Source organism: Glaciecola punicea, assembly GCF_001756615.1.
Taxonomy (GTDB): Bacteria; Pseudomonadota; Gammaproteobacteria; order Enterobacterales; family Alteromonadaceae; genus Glaciecola; species Glaciecola punicea.
Genome location: NZ_LZXY01000001.1, coordinates 68479 through 87176 on the forward strand (window position 1 = coordinate 68479; position 18698 = coordinate 87176).

Genomic DNA, 18698 nt, shown 5'->3' on the forward strand with positions numbered 1-18698 from the left:
GCGCCGTTTTCGTCACACTAAAGGTTTATAAAGACCTGTCGTTATAAACTGATTCATCTAGTTCGTTCTCAGACTTTGCCACTATACAGGCCACTGTACAATCGCCTGTCACGTTCACCACCGTTCGGGTCATATCAAGAAGTCTGTCTATGCCAATAATAAGGGCAATGCCTTCTACTGGCAGTCCAACCTGTTGCAAAACCATGGCCAGCATAATGAGTCCTACACCGGGTACACCGGCCGTACCGATAGAGGCAAGCGTTGCCGTTAACACCACCATAAGTAGCTGTGATGTAGTTAAATCTATGCCATAGGCTTGGGCGATAAACACAGTGGCAACACCTTGCATAATAGCGGTGCCGTCCATGTTTATGGTGGCGCCAAGTGGTATGGTAAAAGAGGCTACCGACTTTTTCACGCCAAGCTTGCTGCGTGCAGTTGCCATGGTGATGGGCAAGGTAGCGGCGCTACTAGAGGAGCTAAACGCGAAAACCGCTAGTTCTCTCATTTTATAAAACAAAATAAAAGGATTTAATCTGGCGAGTGTCGCCAGCAATATAGGGAAGGTAACGACGGCGTGCAAAACAAGCACTGCCAGCACTAAGAAGAAGTACTTTCCAATATACGTTAAGTCACCTAAGTCGATAGTGGCACCTAACCTTGCCATTAAGAAAAACACCCCGTAGGGCGCTAGGTTCATCACAATATTCACAATTTGCATGATCACTTCATTGGCTGCCTCAAATGCATTTTGGATTTTTTTGCCGCTGTCACCTGCTTTAGTAATAGCGATGCCAAACACAATTGAAAAAATAATAATCTGCAACATGTTGCCTTCGGCTAAAGAGGCGATGGGGTTAGAGGTAAACATATTGATAACAACCTCGACCAAACCTGGGGCTTCATTAACGACGTAGCTAATTTCCTCTGGTCTTTGAAAACCAACGCCAGGCTTAATGATGAGAGCCGCAATTAGCGCAATTGTTATTGCAATACCGGTAGTCAGTATATAAAGCAGCACTGATTTGCCGCCTAGTCTGCCCATTTTAGAAGGATCAGATAAGCCACTTACTCCACACACTAAACTAACGAAAACTAGCGGCACCACCAGCATTCTAAGTGAGTTTATGAAAATGGTGCCGCCTAACTCAAATATACCCTCTACAAAAAAACCTTTGAAAGAAAAGCTGATGCCTAAGGCGGTTAATATTAGGTCACCGCTGTCGTCATACGACAATTGTATGCAGTAACCTATAACGATTCCTAAAATCATGCCGATAAATATACGAAGGGTGAGATTTGTTTTTACAAGGTGAAGTACTTTTTGGGCACTCGTGCTGTTGTTCACTGCGTTTGACATGCATAGACCTATTTTTATTGGTTATTAGTCTTAATACCTAAGATTGATAAGTATAACTCAAAATCGGAAACCTTTTATATACTCTACACCAGTACGGTGAATTGCTTAAGCCAAAAATTAAAAATGGGTATCATTAATGAAAATCGCTAGGTTAATTTTTACATTCTTTACATCGCTTTGCTTAGTTAATTCGATTTAGCTGTTTTTAACAACGACATCGCCACTGGCCTCACAAACTCCCACGGCATTGTCACGATACAAATGTCGGTAGGCACATTACTGGCAGTGGCACTATTACCGCAAGCGTTGAGAGCTTAGCGGCAGTTTCTATAGGGTTTGCTGCTATTGACACCAAATATCAGTAAGGTCAACAACCCGCTGTGGAACCGAAGCGGCCCGCCGTGTAATAATCTTACATAGCGGACTCTTTGCGTTCAGACGTAAACCTTATATTTGCTGAAAAGGGTACACACTGCCTAGTTGCATAATTTGCGTTAAGTCATCAAGCGCGGTTCTCGACTCTATTAATAGCTGTGGATCGGCTAAATCGTTTGCACTTAATACATCACGGTAGTGTTTATTCACCCATTGTGTAAGCTTGGTATACAAGCTGTCGTTCATCAGCGCATGCTGGTTTACGGCTTGGCGTTGTGCGTCTGTTAAGACCACGCGAAGCCTAAGGCAAGCAGGTCCGCCCCCGTTTTGCATACTTTGTTTTACGTCAAAAAAGTGCACCTTGCTGATAGGGTTGTTGGCCGCTATCACGCGGGTTAAGTAATCATTTATAGCGGAATTATTTTGACATTCCATAGGCGCGATAATTACCATGTCACCGCTGGGTAAATTAATAAGCTGGGTGTTAAATAAATAGCTTTTAACGGCACTTTCAACGCTGACCTGTTCGGTGGGGACTTCTATAAAATGAAAGTCGCCATTACCGTATGCAACGCTAATGTGGCGTTTGACCTGTGCGGTGTTTAAAAAGGCCTGCTCATGGTAAAACAAGACATTTTTATTGCCTACCGCAATAACGTCGTTATGAAAAACACCTTGGTCAATAATATCTGGATTTTGTTGTGCGTATACGGTGTGCTTTTTATCTAAGCCATGAAGGCGAGCAACGGCTTTACTGGCCTCAAGAGTTTGTCTGGCTGGGAAGCACTTGGGAGCGACTTGAGAGTCATCAAAAGCATGTTTTCCATATACAAAAAACTCCACGCCCTTATCGCCATAGTCACTGCAAAAGCGGGTGTGATTTGCGGCACCTTCATCCCCAAAATGATCATTGACTGGTAAGTGTTGATGATGCGTGAAATGCGCATCATCGGTAAAGATCGCACGCAGAATACCGCCGGTTACGGCCGGTTCTATTGAGCGATGGAACTTGTTGGTTAGGTTAGCCGGGGTAAAATTAACTTTTTTGTTGCTGCAGTCGGCGCTAGGCGAGACCGTGGCAGCGTTTGCTGTCCACATACTAGAGGCTGAACAGCACGCTAAGAATATAGCTGGTGCATGCTGTGCAGCCTTTGTTAATACCTCAGCGTCGTTGCCGGTAAAGCCAAGACGACGAAGCGTGTAAACATCAGGGCGTTCTTGTGGTGCCAATACGCCTTGGCACATACCTAAATCTGCAAGGGCTTTCATTTTTTGTAAACCTTGAAGCGCTGCTTGTTTTGGATTGCTGATAGCTTTTGCGTTAGATTTTGAGGCAACGTTGCCAAACGATAGTCCTGCATAATTGTGGGTGGGTCCAACTAAGCCATCAAAATTCGCTTCAAGTGTTTTCATAAATAACCTTATTCTTGCCATGTTGATGATAAGTACTTTAATGTTATCATGCGCGCGATTAGACGCTGAAGTATACGTACTTAAAAATGCTTGCCAATAAATTTTTAAGAAAAGCACTGTGAAAACAACAGCTTTGTGAATTAATTTTAGATATTTATACGGTTCGGCTTGTTTTCTATTCACTTTGCAGATATATCTTAAAAAGAAATCGCACATTATCAATGCCGTTAGTCAGCTTGACTGGCGTAGCAATCATCTAATTTTATAAGGCTTTTAATTATAAATGGGCAAGTCACTCGTTATAGTAGAATCACCCGCGAAGGCGAAAACAATAAATAAATATTTAGGCAAAGATTTTATTGTTAAATCAAGCGTGGGTCACATAAGAGATTTACCAACTAAATCCCTCGGCCTAGTTGAACCTAAAAAACCCGCAAAAGAACTTAAAGAATGGGACGAAGACGCAAAAGCCGATTATTTAAGAACATATGAATACCGTAAGCTAGTAGACAGAATGGGCGTAGATCCTAAGCAAAACTGGAGCGCGCATTACCAAATATTACAAGGTAAAGAGAAAGTCGTTAGCGAGCTTAAAAAGCTGGCTAAACAAGCTGACACAATTTACCTTGCAACGGATTTGGATAGGGAAGGTGAAGCTATTGCGTGGCATCTGCAAGAGCTTCTTGATGGCAAAGGAAAAGAGTTTAAACGTGTGGTCTTTAACGAAATTACCCAAAGTGCTATTCAAGACGCATTCTCTAAACCGAGCACCGTTGACATAAATAGAGTTAACGCTCAGCAGGCTCGTCGCTTCTTAGACAGGGTCGTAGGTTTTATGTTATCGCCACTGCTTTGGAAAAAAGTGGCGCGAGGTTTGTCAGCCGGTCGTGTGCAGTCAGTTGCCGTGCGTTTAGTGGTAGAAAGGGAACGAGAAATAAAGATATTTGTGCCGGAAGAGTTTTGGGACATTCATGCCGATTTAGCCAGCGCTAAATTAGCCAAAGATGCGCCCAATTTACGTATGCTTGTGGCCAAGCAAAATGACAAAGCGTTTAAACCTTTAAACAAAGATCAAGCAACGAGCGCGGTGGTAACGCTTGAAAAAGCTGATTTTGAAGTAGTGAGTAGAGAATCAAAACCGACGCAGAGCAAACCTTCTGCACCATTTATCACATCGACCTTGCAGCAGGCTGCCAGCACGCGTTTAGGGTTTGGCGTGAAAAAAACGATGACCATGGCGCAGCGCCTATACGAAGCTGGGCACATTACCTATATGCGAACCGACTCCACTAATTTAAGCGGTGAAGCGGTCAACACCTGTAGAGAATACATAAGCAAAAAATTTGGGCCTCAGTATATTCCCGAAGATGCAATTAAATACGGCAGTAAGGATGGCGCCCAAGAGGCTCACGAAGCCATCAGGCCTTCGAACGTTGTTGTAACCGCAAACAGTCTTAACGAAATGGAAAGAGACGCACAGCGGCTCTATGAGCTGATTTGGCGTCAGTTCTTAGCATGTCAAATGACTAATGCGAAATATGATGCGACCACCTTGAAAGTAAAAGCGGCTGACTTTGAACTCACGGCCAAAGGTCGTGTGCTGCTGTTTGACGGCTGGACAAGTGTCATGAGTCAGATCAAGAAAAAAGGTGATGCAGAGGCAGACCTGCCTGATTTAAAAGCGGGAGACACGCTCACCTGCAGTGCGGTAGACCCTAAACAACACTTTACTAAACCGGTGGCCCGTTTTAACGAAGCATCGTTGGTTAGAGAGTTAGAAAAAAGAGGAATAGGGCGCCCGTCTACTTACGCCAGTATTATTTCGACTATTCAAGATAGAGGCTACGTTAGGTTAGATACTAAACGTTTCTACGCCGAGAAAATGGGTGAAATAGTCAGTGACCGTTTAGTTGATAACTTTGCTGATCTCATCAGCTATGACTTCACCGCTAACATGGAGCAAAGCCTAGACGATATTGCTCACGGTCAACTACCTTGGAAAAAGGTACTAGATAACTTTTATGCCGATTTCTCTGAAAAGCTAAGCTTAGCCGAGAGAAGTCAAGACGACGGAGGAATGCTGCCTAATCAAGCCGTTCCAGTCGATATTGAGTGTCCTAAATGCGCTCGCCATATGAATTTAAGAACGGCCAGCACTGGGGTATTTTTAGGCTGTTCGGGCTACGCATTACCGCCAAAAGAGAAATGTACGCAAACCTTGAACTTAACCCCTGGCGATGAGGTTATAAAAGTTGATGACGAAGAAGAGTTAGAAACTGAGGCCTTACGCGCTAAAAAACGTTGCCCTATATGCGAAACTGCGATGGACAGCTACCTTGTGGACGAAAATCGCAAACTACATGTATGCGGCAACGTGCCAACCTGCATGGGCTATGAAATTGAAAAAGGTGTCTTTAAAATAAAGGGCTATGATGGCCCTATTATCGAATGCGATAAATGTAAAAGTGATATGGAGCTAAAAACCGGTCGCTTTGGTAAATACTTTGGCTGCACCAGTGAAGAGTGCAAAAACACACGTAAGTTGTTGAGGAATGGCGAAGCAGCGCCGCCTAAAGAAGACCCCGTGTTTATAACCGAGCTTGAATGTGAAAGCTCTGATGCGCATTTTGTGTTGCGTGACGGCGCTTCTGGTATATTCTTAGCAGCCTCTACTTTCCCACGTTCGCGTGAAACACGTGCTCCACTAGTGGCCGAACTAGCTAGGTTCAAAGACAGAATATCGCCTAAATTTTATTACTTAGCCGATGCACCGCTTAAAGATCCTGATGGCAACTTCGCGCTTGTTCGTTATAGTCGTAAAACTAAACAGCAATATGTAATGTCTGAAGATAAAGCTAAGAAGGCGACTGGCTGGGCGGCATGGTATACAGACAAAAACTGGGTGGTTGATGATACACGCAAGCAGTCTGCGGTAGCTAAAAAGCCAGTCAAGAAGACTACTAAAAAGGTCGCTACCAAGTCCCTTAAGAAAGAGTCCCTTAAGAAAGAGGCAGCTAAGAAAACTCCGCCTAAGAAAGAAGCGCTTAACGCCACCAAGTAAGAAACTACAATGTAGACATTAAAAAAGGGACCTGAGGTCCCTTTCTTTATCTCACTACCACCGCCAATTATTTCCCGGGCGTAGTCATAGGAGCGCTGACGCTTGTCTTTGCTTTAGACAGCGCAGAGGTTTTACTTGAAGCCACATATTCGCGTCTATTTTCATCTGCCATTGCCTTTGAGGCCAAGGTCATCTCACCCATATCGACCGATGCTGGGTTTGTACTTGGGTGCGAAGTAAACTTAAGACCGGTTGAAGGCTGAGTTGTTGTCTCATCAGCAACTCCTTTCTTGGATGCAGGTTTTTTGTCTACCGCTGTTGGTTCCTTTTCTTCTTGTTTAGCTTGCACCTTCTGTGTAGCAACCGATCCAAGCGCAGATGCTTGTGTAACGTCCGCCTTTACTTCGCTTTCTGCAACACCCGAGTCAGATTTTGGTGCACTGTATACTTCGGTTTGGGTGACCGTTTCTGGCGTTTCGTTAGCTAAACTATTTTCTATATCAGCGCTTTGCTTAGCATTTTTTGTTTCAGTTGCGTTGGCTACTGCAACGTTAACATCTGCAGGCTTATCATTGTTGACTAGTACAGATGCTTCCTGAGTTATTTGCTTGGCCTTGTTTTTGCTAACTTCAGCGTCAAACATAAGCTCTACCTGCTGAGATTCTTCAGTATTAGACTGTTTACGTTTTTGACCAGCAGCACGAACGTGGCGCGGCGAACGTCGTCTTGTACGCGTTTTCCCATCAGGTTCCTCATCCGATCCTGCGCTGAGCTTTTCGTTAGCGTCGGATTTTGATTCTGCTTTTTCGTCACTGTCTGCAGCTGCTATACTTTCAGCGATTACGCTTTCGCTTTCGCTTTCAGCGTTTACATTCTCGCTTCCAATTTTTACGTTTTCACTATCGAATTTTACGCGCTCACTTACAGCTTTCAAGTCTTCAGAGTTAGCCTCCACCGAAGCTGTTGATGCTTCACTTGCTGACGCGTCGACATTAACATGAGCATTCACTGACGTTTTAGTGACTATTTTGTCCCGCCCTGCAGTGTTTACCGTAGCCGGTTCAGTAGTCTCAACTGCGACTGCCTGCTTCGTATCTTGAGTAACTTCATCACTCACCCTTACACTATTTCGCTCCGGACGACGGTTGCGGCGTTCCTGTGGAATTTTACGAGCTTGCTTAGGCGGTTTAACCTGATTTTCGTCGCTACCATTGTCGAGTACATTTTCAATGTCAACGGCCTTAGTTTCTTGCTTTCGCGCTGGACGGCTGTCTGCCCGTTTGTTGGGCGCTGGTTTTGAAGGCGCTGATGTTTCTTGCGTATCAGCCTTTACTTTATCTGTAGGCTTCTCAGCATTTCTTTCACTTGGTTTTACTCGCTTGTTATTTCGACTCCGAGTACGCTCTGACTTTTCGCCACGGTTATCGTTACGAGTGTCGTTGCGAGGTGTTCTGCGTTTAGCTTGGTTCTCTCTACTGGCCGTAGGCTTTTCAGTTTCTTTGGTTTTAGTCTCAGGTGGACTGAATATATTACTGACCCAAGCACTTAGCTTGGTGAATAAACTGGGCACATCTAGTGCGGTATTGTCGAGTCTTGCCGCTGGGCTAGAACCATGCTGGGCGATAGGCGCTTGTGCTGGTCCTGACATGCCTTGTAAAAGAGGTTCTTCCCGCGTTGAAGTCTTCGCAGCTGGTGTATCAGCTGCGGTTTCTTTTTCTTCTAATAGGTCTACGTTATAGCTTAGTTCTGCAATAACGTCAGCAGCGCGACGACGTAATATTTGGAATTTTGGCGTCTCTAAATTAGGATTTGGGATAACAATAAGATTGACACCATGGCGCGACTCTAGTAGTTGGATAGAAGCGCGCTTTTCATTGAGCAAATAGGTGGCAACAGTAACGGGTAGTTGCGCCTCTATTTGGCCGGTGTTATCTTTTATACATTCTTCTTCCATTATTCGTAAAACAGACAAACCTATAGACTCAATACCTCTAATGTTGCCGTAACCGTCACAGCGAGGACAAACGCTGTGGGCAGATTCGCCTAACGAGGGGCGCAACCGTTGGCGTGACATCTCAAGTAAACCGAAGCGTGAAATCTTACCTAATTGGATCCGCGCGCGGTCATTCGTGACAGCGTCTTTCATGCGATTCTCAACGTCGCGCTGATGTTTAACCGGCGACATATCTATAAAATCAATGACAACAAGGCCGCCGAGATCACGTAAACGCAGTTGGCGGGCAATTTCGTCTGCTGCTTCTAAATTGGTATTGTAAGCGGTCTCTTCAATATCACCGCCTTTGGTTGCTCGGGCACTGTTAATGTCAATCGACGTTAGTGCTTCAGTGGGATCTATAACTATAGAGCCGCCTGATGGTAAGCGAACTTCGCGCTGAAAAGCCGATTCAATTTGGGTTTCAATTTGGTAATGCGAGAATAAAGGAACTTCACCCGTGTATTGCTTTACTTTACTAGCGAAGTCGGGACGCACCAGTTGAATATGTTTCAAAGCCTTGTCAAAAACTTCTTTATCGTCAATAAGGATTTCGCCTACATCACGACGCAAATAATCGCGAATAGCGCGTACAATAACGTTGCTTTCCTGATGTATTAAAAATGGTGCTGGCTTACTTGTGGCGGCTTCAGATACTGCTTCCCAGTGATGGATTAATACGTTTAGATCCCATTTCAATTCTTCTGGTGATTTACCTACGCCCGCAGTTCTAACAATCAACCCCATTCCTTTTGGTACGTCTAATTCACTCAGCGCAGATTTCAGCTCGGTACGCTCGTCGCCTTCTATACGACGAGAAATACCGCCAGCGCGAGGGTTGTTAGGCATAAGTACTAAGTAACTACCGGCTAATGACACAAATGTGGTGAGTGCGGCGCCTTTTTGTCCTCGTTCTTCTTTGTCTATCTGGACAATAACTTCGGTACCTTCACGAATAACTTGTTTAATATTCGGGCGACCATCGTAGCGATAATCTTTAGGAAAGTAAGTTTTAGCAATTTCTTTTAAGGGGAGGAATCCGTGGCGATCTGCGCCATAATCGACAAAGGCAGCTTCTAAGCTTGGCTCAACGCGGGTGATTGTTCCTTTGTAAATATTTGCTTTTTTTTGTTCGTGTCCGGGGCTTTCGATGTCAAGGTCGTAGAGTTTTTGGCCATCTACTAAGGCTACGCGCAACTCTTCTTGTTGCGTTGCGTTAATTAACATTCTTTTCATATTTTAATAGCTCTGTGTCTATGCAGATCTATGAGCAAACAAAGGTTAGCGCAGAGGCTTTCGCCTGTGCTATTTCAAAAGTGCCTGATATGTAAGACGAAGATAAACGAAGCGTTGGTTTGCTTCGTAGCACGCTGTTATGAGTGCTAATATAGGGCACACAATTCAAGGGCCTAAGTCATATTATTATTAACAATAAAGTAATGAGTGGATACGCTAGTTGTAATTAAAATTCAGCGTTACCTCACTACTTTATGCTTGTTAAGTGTGACTCTTTCTTTTCCTACAACTCACAAAAAGTAGTAAAAACTACTGCATGTTCTAAGGCGTGCTAATATCATGTGTTATCACCAAATGCTTTTTCATTCGATGTTGCCTGTTGTCTGCTGTTCAATCTGCATTGTTTCAATGCGTGTTCTACCCTGTTTGTGCATTATCTCGCTGCACATTAGTGGGAAAACACAGTAAATTTATCGTTTGTGCATTCTCGAAACATTAACCGTTGTTATTTTCGGTAATGGCTCATATTTTTAAAATGAAGAAAGAGAATAACTTCCCTTATTTAACGGCGATATACATCACTTTCGTTAATCTTATCTGTTATGAGTGACTCTTAAAAAGTGCGTATGTCATTAATAAATATGCGACTTTTGGTAGAGCGTTTTTACACAGGCTATGATACTATCACATCAAAATTATATGACCTAGACAATTAGCCACTTAATTATGTCACGGCTTCATAAAGCGCAGCGAGATATCATCACAATAGTAACGGATATTAAATGGTAAATAGGATTATTCATGTCTGATGCCTTCGACAAAGTACAATTTGTGACTATTGAAGAAGACAACCACCTTCAACGAATTGATAACTACCTTGTTAGTAAGATGAAAGGGGTCCCTAAAAGTAAAATTTACCGAATTTTACGAAAAGGGGAGGTGCGCGTAAACAAAAAGCGCGCTAAGCCCGATTATAAACTGCAAATTAATGATTACTTGCGAATACCGCCAGTGAAAATAGACGATATGCCAACTCAGCAGCTTAATGTCAACAGTCTTGCTTATATAAAGGACGCTATTATTTACGAAGATGATCGTTTGTTAGTCATCAACAAACCATCTGGTATGGCGGTTCATGGCGGCAGCGGCCTAAGCTACGGCCTTATAGAGGCTTTGCGTGCGCTTAGGCCCAATAGTCCCTATCTAGAATTAGTTCACCGGCTTGATCGTGACACCTCCGGTTGCATAGTACTGGCTAAAAAACGTTCGGCGCTGCGGCATTTGCATGAACAACTGCGCGATAAAAAAATGGACAAAACCTATCATGCACTAGTGGCTGGTCACTGGCCCGAAAAGCGCAGTAAAGTAAGCGCTGGCTTACAAAAGAATCAGATTCAAAGCGGCGAAAGAATGGTATTTGCAGATGAAAACGGTAAACATAGTGAAACACGATTCAGTGTTATTGGATACTACCCGCATGCCAGTTTGCTTGAAGCTAAGCCGATCACCGGCAGAACCCATCAAATACGAGTGCATTGCCAGTTCGCTGGTCACGCTATTGCAAACGACAGTAAATATGGCGACGAAGCGTTTACTAAATACATCAAAAACCTAGGCTGTAAACGCCTATTCTTGCATGCAAAAAGCATCGAGTTTATTCATCCAGCGAGTGAAAAGTTGGTTAAATTTGAAGCCCCTTATGACAAGCATTTGGCGCACTTAATCAAAGCGCTTGAATTAAGCAAATAAGGCCACCTCCCAAATTTTAGTAGGGTGTTATGCGTTTGAGCAGGCGACACATAAGGATACTTAAAACCAAATGTCACAAGATGTAAGCAATGTTAGCCATATCATATTCGATTGGGATGGCACTATCATGAACTCAGCAGGCAAAATAGTGAGTTGTATGCAAAAAGCTGCAGCACTAGCGAGTTTACCCATTCCCAATAGTAAGCAGGTGGAACATATTATAGGCATTAGCTTACTGCCTGCGGTGCAGCAACTGTTTGACATTGGTGTTAATAAGGCGCAAGAAGTTTGCACCTATTATAAACAAGCTTATCTTGAACAAGATCAGACACCTTGTCCTCTATTTGACGGTGCTCATGAGTTGTTATCTGCATTGTCTAGTCGATATACTTTAGGGGTTGCCACAGGCAAAGCAAGAAGAGGGTTACAGCGTGCTTTTGAACAAACGAATTCGGCTGTCTATTTTAGTGACGCTAGATGCGCCGATGAAGCAGACTCGAAACCATCGCCCGATATGCTGATTCAGCTACTCAAGCAGTGGCAAATTGAACCTCATCAAGCGGTCATGATTGGTGATACTACTTATGATATGCAAATGGCTGAGGCTATATCCATGCCCAGAATAGGTGTATCTTATGGCGTGCACGATAAACTTGCAATATTACAACATGGCCCCGCTCACGTTGTCGACGCTTTGCATGAATTACACTGCATTTTTCCGCAGCGTAGTTAATTTTGTAAGCGGTAAAAAACACACAGTTTCATAGAATGAAGGTAAAAAAAGAAGCATGAACAGTAAAGTAAGTCAGTATAAGGAGTTAGTTAGTCAGGTGTCTGCGATAACTGCAGGCGAAACAGACAGTATCGCTAACATGGCCAATATAAGTGCTATTTTGTTTAATGGTATGTCAGGTGTAAATTGGGCTGGTTTTTATATTTACAAAGACGAACAGCTGGTGCTTGGGCCTTTTCAAGGTAATCCTGCATGTATCCGTATACCATTAGATAAAGGTATTTGCGGAAGAGCAGCGACAACGAAAAGCGTTCAGGTGATTGAAAACGTGCACGATTTTGCAGGCCATATTGCCTGTGACGCTGCCTCAAACTCGGAGGTGGTGGTGCCCATCATTAAAAACGGTCAACTTATCGGTGTTTTAGACGTTGATAGTCCCAGTTTTGCTCGTTTTGATAATATTGACGCTGAATATTTATCAAAAGTTGTTGATATTTTAACCAATACTTTGAATTAGGTAAACATGAAACATTTTGTAGATATTCATACTATATTATCAACGGCTGAGGATATGGACGATATTCATGATGAGCCGCAAGCCGCCAGTGATAGGCTAAATGAGGTTTTACATTTAGTATACGATATGAGCAGTGACGATATACCCAGTCAAGAATTAGAGAATATGCTTAGTTTTGTATGGGAGCATTGGCACCCAGACAAGCATTTATCTGATATTGAGGTTGACGATTTGGTCGATTGGGTGGATCATCTAATGAATACTTGGGATAATGACGCTTATAATGGCGAAGAATGAATAGAAGTAACTATATTTAATGGAACAAGAAAAGTTAACAAATCAAAAAGAAACAATTACGTTTTTATGTAATAAGTATCCAAAATGCTTCTTTGCGGATGGTTCGGTAAAGCCACTAAAGATAGGCATATTCCAAGATTTAGCCAGCGAGCTAGAAGGATTAGAAGTCGTCAGCAAACGTTTACTTAGGGTAAGTTTACGCCACTACACCAGTAGTTGGCGTTATTTATTGGCCGTGAAAGCGGGCGTGGCTCGCATTAGTCTAGCCGGTGAAGACGGTGAAGCGGTAGAAGAGCAGCATGCCCAGCACGCTGCTGAGCAGCTTAAAGAAAGCAAAGAAAAAGCGGCCAAATACCGCGAAAACAACCCCAAAGCTCCTAAAAACCCGGCTAAGCATAAAGGTTATGTAAAAAGCAAAGGGATTGACCCTTCTGATATCAGTACGCCGCAGACTAAGACTGCTACTGGCAAAACGAAATTGGGTTCTACAAAGCATTCAAGTAAAACAAGCAAACCTGCAGCTACATCTGTTTTAGCAGATAAACCTCAGGTGTCGCTAGCAATAACTGAGTTGCATATAGGCAATCAAGCTTTGGTGAAATTAGGTAAGGACCCAATGCCAGTAACAATTACCGACATTGCAAAGGACGGTATTTCTGTGCAACTTAAATCAGGTATGACGGTCAAAGTTCAGCAAGCACAATTGTTCAGTTCACAAAAGGCTGCTAATAAATAATTACTATTCTCGAGGTTTCTCACTTATGCAAATAAAACAGGTCGATACACTTGGTCTATTGTCATTCGCAAAGAAGGCAGTCTCCTTTGCGCTGTTTGGTATCGTTACCATTTCAACTGCAGTTTACGCACAGACATCTACAGTTGAAATATCGCCATCTGAATCTTTAAACACTGAACCTGAAGAGGTTTTAGTACTGCCTATTCTATCGCAAGAAAAACAGCATGCTAAGTCGGTTCGACGCATATCTGATTTATTTGTGCGTGCACATTACAAGAAGGTAGAAATCGATGATGCGTTGTCAGCCCAGATATTCGCACGCTATTTAGATTTGCTTGACAACAGTAAACATTTTTTTATCGCCAGCGATATTAGTATGTTTGAGAAATACGCGGATAAATTTGATGAGGCAATAAAGTTAGGAGATTTATCGTTAGCCTATGACATTTATCAATCTAATTTGGAACGCCGTCAGGAGCGTTTCGAATACGCGCTTACCTTACTTAATGATGAGTTTAATTTTGAGCAAAAAGACGACAAGTTTTTCTACGACAGAGAAGACGCTGCATGGGCAAGTTCCCAAACCGAGTTAAATGAGCTGTGGCGGCAGCGCGTTAAGTATGACGCATTAAATTTAAAGCTTGCCGATAAGACATGGGACGAAACCAAAGATATTTTGGATAAACGCTATAAACGCGCTATTAGGCGCTTAACTCAAACAAACAGTGAAGATGTGTTTCAAACCTTAATGAATGCCTTCGCCCGCAGTATAGAGGCACATACGAGCTATTTATCGCCGCGAAATACAGAGCGCTTCCAAATGAATATGAACTTGGAGCTAGAAGGCATTGGCGCCGTGCTGAGAAGTGAAGACGATCATACGGTTATTATGAGTTTGGTCGCAGGTGGGCCAGCGGATAAGACGGGACAAATTAAACCACAAGATAAAATAATGGGTGTTGCGCAAGAAGATGAAAAGACTTTTATCGACGTGGTAGGATGGCGTTTAGATGAAGTGGTTGACTTAATAAAGGGTCCAAAAGGTTCTATTGTAAGGCTTCAGGTCCAAAAGGGCGGTACTGATACCAAAAACATTGAAGAAATTGTAATCACTCGAGACAAAGTCAAATTAGAGGACAGGCAGGCAAAAGCTGAAGTGCTGATAGCGCCTGATGGACCTAATGCTGGGAAAAAGTTAGGCGTAATTGAAATTCCTTCGTTTTATCACAGGCTGCATGCCGACGTGATTAAGCTAATCAGTGATCTTAAGAAAGAACAAGTGCAGGGAATCATAATCGACTTGCGTGGCAATGGCGGTGGCAGTTTACCCGAAGCGATAGCGCTGAGCGGTTTATTTATCGATGAGGGTCCAGTCGTACAAATTAGGTACGAAAGCGGCAGAGTAGATATTGAAAAGAACAGAGATGGCATTAGTTACTACGATGGCCCGCTAACCGTTATGGTTGATCGTTTTAGTGCATCTGCGAGTGAAATCTTCGCGGCGGCAATGCAAGATTTTGGCCGCGGTGTTATTATTGGTGAGCAAACGTTTGGTAAAGGCACTGTGCAGCAGCATCGTTCATTAGAGCGAGCTTTTGACGTATTCGATAAGCCTATTGGCGCGGTGCAGTTTACAACCGGTAAGTTTTATAGAATAAACGGTGGTAGTACACAGCACCTTGGCGTTAAACCTGACATTCTATATCCGTCTCCAATTGATCCCGCAAACTGGGGTGAGAGCAGTGAAGATACTGCGCTGCCATGGGATAGTATTGAAAAAGCTTCTTATGAAGTATTAGCAGATAACACCTCTATCATAAAGGCGCTAAGATTGAAGCATACGCAACGCACGAAAGCAGATCCTGAGTTTCAATATATATTCTCAGATATTGACGAGTACAATGAAAATAAAGACAAAAACTTTATTTCGTTAGTCGCCTCCCAGCGTATTGCAGAAAGAAAAGAAATTGAAATTAAACGTCTTACCAGAGTTAATGAAAGGCTCGTTAGGTTGGGACTGCCGGTTGTTGAATCACTCGAGAACGATCTGCCAGAAGCCTTGGACAAAATAGACCCATTTCTATCTGAGGCAGCTAATATCACCTTTGATATAATAAAATCAGGTAGCTACGCATTAAACAAAGTTGTTGAAGATGCGCTGTAATAAGCGTAAAAAAAAGGCGCCGTTAAGGCGCCTTTTTTGTTAGCATAGAAAAACTAAATAATAAAAATAAAAAGAGGTGGTTATGAGTGCACGGGGCCATTTTTCCTCAAGACTTGGATTTGTGCTAGCGGCCGCTGGCTCTGCGGTTGGCTTAGGTAACATATGGGGTTTCCCCACCAAGGTAGCCGAAAACGGAGGTGCAGCTTTTGTTGTAATGTATCTCGTTATGGCATTTTTATTGGCCTACCCAGTACTTATGGCTGAATTAATCATCGGCCGTGCTAAACAGACCAACATGATTAGTGCACTTCAAAAAATTTCTGGCAATGTCTTTGGCACAGTAACGGGTAGCATTGGTGCAGCGACTGTTATATTAATTTTAGCGTTCTACAGCATTGTAGCTGGCTGGATGATTTCATATTTAATTGACTCTCTCGCCAACGTGTCGACACTCAATATTGCTTGGTTAACCAGCGATTCGGTTTTACGCAACCTGTTCTTTACTGGGTTGTTTTTAGGGCTGACCTGTGTAGTGGTAATTGGGGGCGTTAGCAATGGTATTGAACGTTGGTCGGTAAGGCTGATGCCTACCTTACTAATCTTAATAATACTATTGATAATATATGTAAGCACACTTGAGGGTGCAGCGGACGGTTGGCGTGCATTCTTAGTGCCCGATGTATCACGAGTGCTTGAACCAGCGCTAATGGCCGATGCTATGGGCCAGGCTTTTTTCTCCATGTCGTTGGGTGTGGGTACCATGCTCGTTTACGGTTCATACATTCAAAAGCGCGAGAACCTTCCTCAACTAGGCACCTCTGTTGCCTTAGTGGATATTGGCATTGCGGTACTGGCGGGCATGCTAATTATTCCCGCGATGTATGTAGCATTAGCAAATGGGGTAGAGATATTCGATGATGGAAAGCTAATTTCAGGGCCCAATTTGATCTTCAAAGTGCTGCCTTCTTTGTTTACGTCCATGGGATATGCTGGTGCTTATGTCGCATTCGTGTTCTTTTTACTCATGACAATTGCTGCTCTAACATCATCAATTTCTATGTTAGAGGTGCCCGTTGCCTATTTGGTTGACAGTAAAGGTTTGAAGCGCAAGAAGGCGACTATTTTACTGACCACAATGGTGTTTGGTATAAGCAGTATTATTATATTCAACTTTGACTTATTGTTTGGTTTTGTTGTTACGTTAACGACTGAATATAGCCAGCCCTTGCTGGGCTTAGTGCTTTGTGTTTTTGCAGGATGGATATGGCAGCGTGATCAAATTTTAGATGAGCTTAAGCAAGGTAACAAAGACATTGAAAAAGGGCTGTTTTGGAAAATTTGGCCTGTGTATGTGAAATTCGTGTGTCCTGTTGTCATTGCACTAATGTTTTTGCGTACGGTATTGTAAACTTGCAATATTTTACGGCGCTAAGTCAAATAATAAAAATACAAACACCTAGAATATGGATAATAATATGAGCTCTAGCATTAAGCAGCCGTCTCTTGTAGATGCGTTAATTCCTATATTTACACTTATTGTGTTGATGTTTAGTGCCGTTATGTTATTTGGCGCTGACTCTTCCTACGGACCTAATCAAATAGCATTGTTGATTGGTATGTTTTTGGCCGTAATCATTGGGCTCAAAAACGGACATAAGTGGCAAGACATTGAAGAAGGCATGGTGAAAGGTATTTCGATGTCTTTAGGGGCTTGTTTAATTCTGCTTTCTGTTGGCGCACTTATCGGCACTTGGATGCTAGCAGGTACAGTGCCCACGCTGATATATTATGGTTTGTCATTGCTCAGCCCTAGCTTGTTTTACGCTGCTAGCTGTCTTATTTGTGCGGTTGTGGCTGTGAGTATAGGCAGCAGTTGGACAACAGCTGCCACCATCGGTGTGGCCCTAATTGGGGTGGCCACAGGTATGGAACTTTCGTTGCCAATCACCGCAGGCGCCATCGTTTCAGGTGCATATTTTGGTGATAAACTGTCACCATTGTCTGAAACAACTAATTTAGCACCTGCTATTGCCGGAACTGATTTGTTTGAACACATAAAGTATATGCTGTGGACAACGGTACCAAGCTTTATCATTAGTCTTATCTTGTTTGTTATGTTGGGTTTTAATGCAGAACTTGTTGACTCAGCGCAGCGTATACAGTCTATGCAAGCGCTATTAAACCAAGAGTTTACCATTGGCTGGTTCACACTTATTCCTCTTTTTGTTTTGTTGGGATTAGCCGTGAATAAGATGCCTGCGTTTCCGACTGTCTTTATTGGTGCAATATTAGGTGCGGTGTGGGCACTTATTTTTCAGCAAGATTTAATTGCGGAAATGGTTTTAGCCCAGTCAGATAGCTCAACTAACCAGTTTATTATTAATACCTTAAGTGTAGGGCAGTTTGACGCTATAAAAAGTGTTATGGTTGCTTGGACTGCACTTTTTAGCGGTGTTTCGTTTAACACCCCAGATGAAAATCTGAATAGCTTGCTCTCTAGAGGCGGCATGGCAAGCATGCTAAATACTATTTGGCTGATTATATGCGCCATGTCTTTTGGCGCTGTGCTTGAGCGCGTTGGTTTACTTAAAGCCATAGTCGCAACCTGTTTAAAGGGCGCTACCAGCGCCGGAGACATGGTAACGCGCACTATCTTAACCTGTTTAGGCACTAATTTAGTAACGGCAGATCAATACATTGCGATTGTCATGCCCGGCAGAATGTACAAGAGAGAGTTTGAAAAAAGAGGGCTTCACCAGCTTAATTTATCTAGAAGCTTAGAGGATGGTGGCACCATTACATCGCCTTTAATACCATGGAATACCTGCGGTGCTTATATGCACGGTGTGCTGGGAGTGCACCCTTTCGCTTATATATTTTATGCGTTTTTTAATTTAATAAACCCAGTGCTAGCGATTATTTATGCCTATTTAGGGATCAAGATACTGCGCCTAACGCCACCTAAGGTGGAAGTTAAAGCTCAACGCTAGACCTTGTTGCTTTATGGCCGGTATAAAGACTATTAATTCTCCATATCAACAGTAGTCATCTAATAATATAATTG

12 protein-coding genes are annotated in these 18698 nt (G+C 43.0%); 9 read left to right on the forward strand and 3 right to left on the reverse strand.

The annotated features are described in order from the left end of the window. Positions 1-25: 25 nt before the first annotated feature. Together BAE46_RS00300 and astB are read right to left on the reverse strand one after the other, a co-directional pair. A complete protein-coding gene (locus BAE46_RS00300) occupies positions 26-1360 on the reverse strand; it encodes a dicarboxylate/amino acid:cation symporter (protein WP_070111474.1) in 1335 nt (444 codons plus the stop codon). A 447-nt stretch (positions 1361-1807) separates the two neighbouring features. Continuing rightward, a complete protein-coding gene (gene astB, locus BAE46_RS00305) occupies positions 1808-3148 on the reverse strand; it encodes an N-succinylarginine dihydrolase (protein ID WP_006003505.1) in 1341 nt (446 codons plus the stop codon). Between the two features lie 283 nt (positions 3149-3431). Here astB and topA point away from each other — a divergent pair, with 283 nt between their 5' ends. Further along, positions 3432-6209, forward strand: a complete 2778-nt coding sequence (topA, locus tag BAE46_RS00310; RefSeq protein ID WP_006003507.1) for a type I DNA topoisomerase — start codon at positions 3432-3434, stop codon at positions 6207-6209. 67 nt (positions 6210-6276) lie between these two features. Here topA and rne read toward each other — a convergent pair whose 3' ends face one another. Then, a complete protein-coding gene (rne, locus tag BAE46_RS00315) occupies positions 6277-9438 on the reverse strand; it encodes a ribonuclease E (RefSeq protein WP_425307083.1) in 3162 nt (1053 codons plus the stop codon). An 801-nt stretch (positions 9439-10239) separates the two neighbouring features. On the opposite strand from rne, the gene rluC reads away from it, so the two are divergent. From rluC to nhaC, 8 genes are all read left to right on the forward strand, one after another. Continuing rightward, positions 10240-11187 carry a 23S rRNA pseudouridine(955/2504/2580) synthase RluC gene (gene rluC / locus BAE46_RS00320; protein ID WP_006003514.1) on the forward strand — a complete coding sequence of 316 codons (948 nt, stop codon included), beginning with the start codon at positions 10240-10242 and terminating at the stop codon, positions 11185-11187. 70 nt (positions 11188-11257) lie between these two features. Further along, a complete protein-coding gene (locus BAE46_RS00325) occupies positions 11258-11920 on the forward strand; it encodes an HAD family hydrolase (protein WP_006003516.1) in 663 nt (220 codons plus the stop codon). Positions 11921-11975: 55 nt separating this feature from the next. Next, positions 11976-12437 (forward strand): GAF domain-containing protein, encoded by a 462-nt coding sequence (locus tag BAE46_RS00330; RefSeq protein ID WP_006003518.1) that lies wholly within the window; start codon positions 11976-11978, stop codon positions 12435-12437. Between the two features lie 6 nt (positions 12438-12443). Further along, complete coding sequence (locus BAE46_RS00335; protein ID WP_006003520.1) at positions 12444-12734, forward strand: hypothetical protein; 291 nt, start codon at positions 12444-12446, stop codon at positions 12732-12734. Between the two features lie 19 nt (positions 12735-12753). After that, entirely contained in the window at positions 12754-13470 is a 717-nt protein-coding gene (gene proQ / locus BAE46_RS00340) for an RNA chaperone ProQ (protein ID WP_070111475.1), read from the forward strand. Between the two features lie 25 nt (positions 13471-13495). After that, complete coding sequence (prc, locus tag BAE46_RS00345; protein ID WP_070111476.1) at positions 13496-15634, forward strand: carboxy terminal-processing peptidase; 2139 nt, start codon at positions 13496-13498, stop codon at positions 15632-15634. An 82-nt stretch (positions 15635-15716) separates the two neighbouring features. Further along, entirely contained in the window at positions 15717-17042 is a 1326-nt protein-coding gene (locus BAE46_RS00350) for a sodium-dependent transporter (RefSeq protein WP_006003525.1), read from the forward strand. 67 nt (positions 17043-17109) lie between these two features. Beyond that, the gene (gene nhaC / locus BAE46_RS00355) at positions 17110-18624 is read left to right on the forward strand and encodes a Na+/H+ antiporter NhaC (protein WP_006003527.1); all 1515 of its coding nucleotides are present in this window, start codon (positions 17110-17112) and stop codon (positions 18622-18624) included. The last annotated feature ends 74 nt before the right edge of the window (positions 18625-18698 follow it).